This is a genomic window from Halapricum hydrolyticum, from assembly GCF_025517535.1.
GTDB classification, from domain to species: Archaea; Halobacteriota; Halobacteria; order Halobacteriales; family Haloarculaceae; genus Halapricum; species Halapricum hydrolyticum.
The window spans coordinates 1-5,419 of record NZ_JAOPKC010000044.1; the positions used below are offsets into that span (position 1 = coordinate 1).

Consider the following 5,419-nt stretch of genomic DNA (forward strand, 5'->3'; position numbering starts at 1 on the left):
GGCATCATCGTTCGTCGGGTGGCGCGGTCGCGCCACCCTTGCCTGCTGTGAACTCCAGCTACTGCTGAGAACTGACCAACAATCCTCTACACAAGAGCGCTGTGAAAGCGTTCGCCGTGTCATGCGGGTGTCTGTGTCACCCGTGGCAAATAATATCTCGGACTGGCCGGCAGTGTCCAGGGGTTGAAATATACGATTCGAGATTGCAGCGGTAGCGAGGCGAAAGCCCATCGGCTTTAGCCGTGTGGAGGATGTTGGTAGCTGCCGACGAGAGTGCGAGTGATCGGCAAAAACATTAACACATTTCAATCCAACCAAGCATCCGTGATGTTGCCAGTGTTACAGCAGGGGTTTCCGACCAGTATCAACGAATTCACGACACAGTACGGCGACTTGCTCGTCTCGTTTGGGATCACGGTGCTGTCGTTCGTTGTAACGTTCTTGATTCTCTATCTCGTCGGAAAACCGATCCTCGTCCGCATGACCAAGCGGGCGCTCAACGCACGGGAGTTCTCGCCGTCGATCGTGAGTGTCGGGTCGAGTATCGCCGGAACGATCGCCGTCTTCGGGGCGGTCGCCATCGCTGCGGTCGTCGCCGGGTTCCCGGTCATCCTCTCGGCGTTCGCGACGATTTTCGCCGCCCTCGCGCTCGGATTCGCCTTCGCCGCCAGCGACATCGTGGAGAACTTCATCGCCGGTATCTTCATCATCAAGGACAAGCCCTTCGAGGTCGGCGACTACATCGAATGGGACGGCAACGGCGGGGTCGTTCGGGAGATAAACCTCCGCGTGTCGAAACTCGATACGTGGGACAACGAGCAGGTTACCGTCCCGAACGGTGATCTGGCGAACGGCACCGTCACCAACCCGATGGCGAACGAGACGCGCCGGGTCACCTTCGACTTCGGGATCGAATACGACGCGAGCATCAAAGACGCCCGGTCGATCATTCTCGAAGAGGCAGCGAAAATCGACGGCGTCCTCGACGATCCGGAACCGGCCGCCCCGGTCACTGGACTCGCGGATTCCGCGGTCGTCCTCAACGGTCGCGTGTGGATCAACCCACAGGAAACGGGTGCCGGCGGCGTCAAACACCAGCTCGTCGAGAACGTGAAGCGGCGGTTCGACGCGGAAGGGATCGGGATGCCGTACCCGTACACGGAGCTCACTGGCTCCATCGAAGTCGAACAGATCGGACACGACGGCGCTGTCGCCGACGACTAGATCGCGTTCCGGATCGATTTTTCGAAGCCGCGTGACGGTGCCACAGCGGTCTCTTCGGTCGCTGTGCCGTGGATCATCCCTCGACGAACTCGACTTCGAGGTAGTGCGTCGAACAGGAGATACAGGGGTCGTAGGCCCGGACGAGCATCTCGAGTTTGCGAGTGATCTCCGCTTCGTCCTCGTCAAGGATCGTCGGGACGAACGCCTCCATGTCGTGCTGGATGTTGGCGTGATTCTGGTTGGTCGGGATGACCGAGTTCGCCTTCCGGCACGTGCCATCCTCGAAGGTGTAGTCGTGGATCAGGATGCCGCGCGGTGCTTCGACGATACCGATGCCGCGGCCGTCCTCCGGGGTGATGTCCGGCCGGTTGTAGTCCGACTGCGGTTCGAGCCCGGCGTCCAGCAACTCGTCGATGAGATCGATGGAGTACTCGAACAGATGGGCGAGTTCGACGACCTGAGCCACGTTGTTCATGAACGGATCGTGACAGACTGGCTCTAGCCCGAACGCTGCGGCGACCTCTTTTGCCTTCGGTGACAGCTGGTCGAAGTTGTTGTTGACCCGCGCCAGCGCGCCGACGAAATACGACTCGCGGGCGTGCTTCGTGAACTTCGCCGAGGACTGGGGGACGATGTACTCGTTGACGATGGATTCGTAGTCTTCGTTTCGCATCTCGCCGGTGTCAGAGGAGTAGATGACACCGTCGAGGAGCGCGTACTCGTCGGGATGGGTCAGCGAGATGAATTCCGTCTCGCGCTCGAACTCGGGCAGTTCGTCGGTCAGCGTCCCCAGAAACTCCACGACGGCGTCGAGATCGTCCCACGCACCTTCGAGTTTCCCTCTGAGGTCTTCGAGGTCCCGTTCGCTCGGGATTCTCGAGAACCCGCCGGGAATGAGCCGCTCGGTGTGGACCGACCGCCCCGCCGTCGTCTCGAGGAGTTCGTTCCCGAGTCGGTGGAGGCGGATGACGGTTTCCACTTCGTCCCTGTGGGAGGCAGCCAGTGGCAGGACCGACTTCGATCCCACGAGGTCCGGCAAGGCCAGGTAGCCGACGTGGAGGACGTGGCTCTGGACCATTTCGCCGTTCAGCGAGAGTTTCCGGAGTTTCCTGTCCTGTTCGGAGATCTCGACGCCGATGGCGTTCTCGACGGCCTTCAGGGAACTGTTGACGTGACTCGCCGAGCAGATCCCACAGATGCGCGAGGTGATGTGTGGCACCGCTTCGTAGTTCTTGCCGATGAACATCGACTCGAAGTATCGCGGTGACTCGACGATTTGCCACTCGCAGTTCTCGACCTCGCCGTTAGCGGCGTTCACGACGATATTCCCGTGTCCCTCGACGCGCGTTACGTACTCCTCTTTGATCTCGATATCGGTCATTGTACCACCTCCTCGGTCCGCTGCCAGCCGAAGTACAGATTGTAGAAGTTCATCACCTCGTCCGTCGTGAGACCGTGCTCTTCGAGCACGTCGCAGGCGGCGTTCTCGTTGGGGTTCTTGACGAGACCGCGGCAGCCCCAGCATCGCGTCCCCCCGTTGACGCAAATGGAGTTACAGCCGCCCCGGGTCACCGGACCGAGGCAAATGTCGTCGCGCAGGTACGCACAGGTGTTCTCGTTGAGTTTGCACTCGAGACACACAGGGTAGTTGACCATCTTCGGTTCCCGCCCCCGGACCAGGTCGGTGAGCACGCGGAGGAACTCCTGGCGATCGATTGGACAGCCAGGGATCTCGTAGTCGACATCGATGACCGCGCCGATGGGCTTAGCTTCCGACCAGGATTCGAACAGGTCACCCTCGCCGCCGTAAACGCGCTCTTTGACCGCTTCGAAGTCCTGGGAGTTCCGGATCGCGTTGATTCCGGCGATGGTCGCACACGAGCCGAGCGCGACGACAGTCGTCGCGTTCTCACGGATCTCTTCGAGCCGTTCGGCGTCGTGGGGAGTCGTCGCGGATCCCTCGACGAACGCAATATCGTAGTCGTCGCTGTGGGCCGACGATGCCTCTCTGAAGCTGGCGATCTCGACGATCTCGACCAGTTCCAGGAGCTTCTCCTCCAGATTGATGACCTGTAACTGGTCGCCCTCACAACCGGTGAAGTCGAAGAAGGCCACCCTGGGTTTCATGTTGGTCGATTTGCTCATGACAGTGCCTCCGGCCGGTCCTTGATAACCTCGTAGTTGAACACCGGCCCGTCCTGACAGACGTAGAGGTCGTTGATCTGGCAGTGCCCGCACAGCCCGACGCCGCAGTGCATTCGGCGTTCGAGCGACAGGTAAATGTGATCGTGTGGAATCTCCTTGGCGTCCAGTTCCTCCTGGACGTACTGGAACATCACCGGCGGTCCGCAGACGATCGTGTAGGTGTTCGGTGCGTCGATCTTGAGCCCCGGGAGCAGCGTCGTGATGACGCCGACGTGGTCGTCCCACTCGACGCCCTCCGGGACCTCGTCGACGGTGATATCGAAACGAATGTCGTCGCGTTCCTGCCATCGCTCGATCTCCTCGGGGAAGAGGATCTCAGTGGGATCCTTACAGCCGTAGACGACGGTGACGTCCCGGAACCAGTCGCGGTGATACAGGATGAAGTTGATCATCGACCGCAAGGGTGCGAGACCGATGCCTCCTGCGACGAACAGCATGTCGTTCCCCTTGAACGTCTCGATATCGCAGGTCTCGCCGAAGGGGCCCCGGATCCCGAGCGTGTCGCCGACTTCCATCTCGTGGATGGCCGTCGTCACGCTGCCGACCTTCCGGATGCACAGTTCGAAGGGGCCGTCTTTCGTCGGCGAGGAACTCACCGAGAACGGTGCTTCGCCGACGCCGGGGACGAACACCTGGACGAACTGGCCGGGCACATGCCCGAGCTCGTCCCGATCTTCGAGTTCGAACTCGAACACCGTGTCTATCTCGTTGAACGTCGTCTTCGCGACGAGCGTCGCTTCCTCGGGTTCGTAGTGGACCCAGTTCGGTTCGGCGTCGGTGGGTTCGCTAGGCATTGGTACTCCTCCAGAGCTTGTTGTAGATTTCAGCCGGGTCGGCGACGTCCGCCACGCAGTGCTGGGTGCACCGGCCACAGCCGATGCAGGCGATGTCCCCGAATCGTTCGTAGATGTAGTTGCCCTTCCGCATCAGGCGGTGGCGGTGGCGCTGGACGGTCTCCTCGCGGAAGTTCTCGCCGCCTGCGACTGCCGCGAAGTCCTCGAGCAGGCAGCCGTCCCACCGCCGGACCGTCCCGCCAGTGTCGTCGGTGATGAAGTCGACGACGTCGACGTTGAAACAGTAGCACGTCGGACAGATGACGTTGCAGGTCCCACACGAGAGACAGCCGTCGGCGTACTCGTCCCAGACCGCCATGTTGTCGTAGTTCTCGTCGAGTAGCGACGGGAGTTTCTCCGGCGGGAACTCGATCCCTTTCTCGAATTTCTCGGGGAGTTCGTCCGTGATCCGTTCGACCTCGTCGACTTCTTCGAGGGTCGCTTCTCGGACGGGGCTCTCCTCGAGTAGTTTACTCCCCTTCCGAGACCCGATCTCGACGGCGTACCGGTCTTCGAGATCGGTCAACATGAGGTCGAACCCCGAGTCAGTGACGGCGGTCCCCATACTCCCAGCGAACGACCACTCCGAGACGGCTTGCATGTTGACGCCGATCAAAAGCGAGTTCTCGCGCTTTCGCCGGTAGGGTTCGTCCTGCTGGGTATCGATGAAGATCCTGTCGAGCTGTTCGATCGCGATCAGATCGTAGGGGTGAACACCGACGATTATCTTCCCCTCGCTACTCCAGTCTCGTAACATCTCGTATCCGTCTTCGGACTCCCTGTACTGGACGAGCCGCTCTTTCTGCGGGAAGAAGTACTTCTTCGGCGACAGCATCGTCACGTCGTAGTCCAGGCTGAGGTCCGCCGCCCGCTCCAGGGGCTTGAAGACGTATTTTGTCCCGTCGTCTTGGACGCCGACGACCTCACGGGGATCGGACTCTATGAGCCCGTTGACGAGGTCGTCGAAGTCAGACTTTCGTATTACTTTCATTTTTCCTCTCTCTATTTCGATACTGTGCTGGTTCGACTCGCTACCTGTCTTAAGTACGTTTTTGTACGTACTCAGCTTTGCACGTTAGCGTCAGCTGTTGAATGAACGAACAGGTGATCGATTTCTTCCATCAGGTCATCGACGCCACGATCATTATTGTCCCGAA

General features: G+C 60.1%; 5 protein-coding genes. 1 reads left to right on the forward strand and 4 read right to left on the reverse strand.

Features of this window, described 5'->3' with window-relative positions:
- Nucleotides 1-327 precede the first annotated feature (327 nt).
- Complete coding sequence (locus tag OB916_RS16830) at nt 328-1,224, forward strand: mechanosensitive ion channel family protein (RefSeq protein ID WP_315910456.1); 897 nt, start codon at nt 328-330, stop codon at nt 1,222-1,224.
- A gap of 73 nt (nt 1,225-1,297) precedes the next feature.
- Here the strand turns inward: OB916_RS16830 and OB916_RS16835 are convergent, their stop codons facing one another.
- Genes OB916_RS16835 through OB916_RS16850 form a run of 4 tightly spaced genes read right to left on the reverse strand, consistent with a single transcriptional unit; the run spans nt 1,298 to nt 5,253 of the window.
- Nucleotides 1,298-2,605 carry a Ni/Fe hydrogenase subunit alpha gene (locus OB916_RS16835; RefSeq protein ID WP_315910457.1) on the reverse strand — a complete coding sequence of 436 codons (1,308 nt, stop codon included), beginning with the start codon at nt 2,603-2,605 and terminating at the stop codon, nt 1,298-1,300.
- Nucleotides 2,602-3,369 (reverse strand): NADH-quinone oxidoreductase subunit B family protein, encoded by a 768-nt coding sequence (locus OB916_RS16840; protein WP_315910458.1) that lies wholly within the window; start codon nt 3,367-3,369, stop codon nt 2,602-2,604. Before OB916_RS16840 ends, OB916_RS16835 begins: the two co-directional genes overlap by 4 nt.
- Nucleotides 3,366-4,223, reverse strand: a complete 858-nt coding sequence (locus OB916_RS16845; protein ID WP_315910459.1) for an FAD/NAD(P)-binding protein — start codon at nt 4,221-4,223, stop codon at nt 3,366-3,368. The genes OB916_RS16840 and OB916_RS16845 overlap by 4 nt, the downstream gene beginning before the upstream one ends.
- Entirely contained in the window at nt 4,216-5,253 is a 1,038-nt protein-coding gene (locus OB916_RS16850) for a 4Fe-4S dicluster domain-containing protein (RefSeq protein WP_315910460.1), read from the reverse strand. Before OB916_RS16850 ends, OB916_RS16845 begins: the two co-directional genes overlap by 8 nt.
- Between the last annotated feature and the right edge of the window lie 166 nt (nt 5,254-5,419).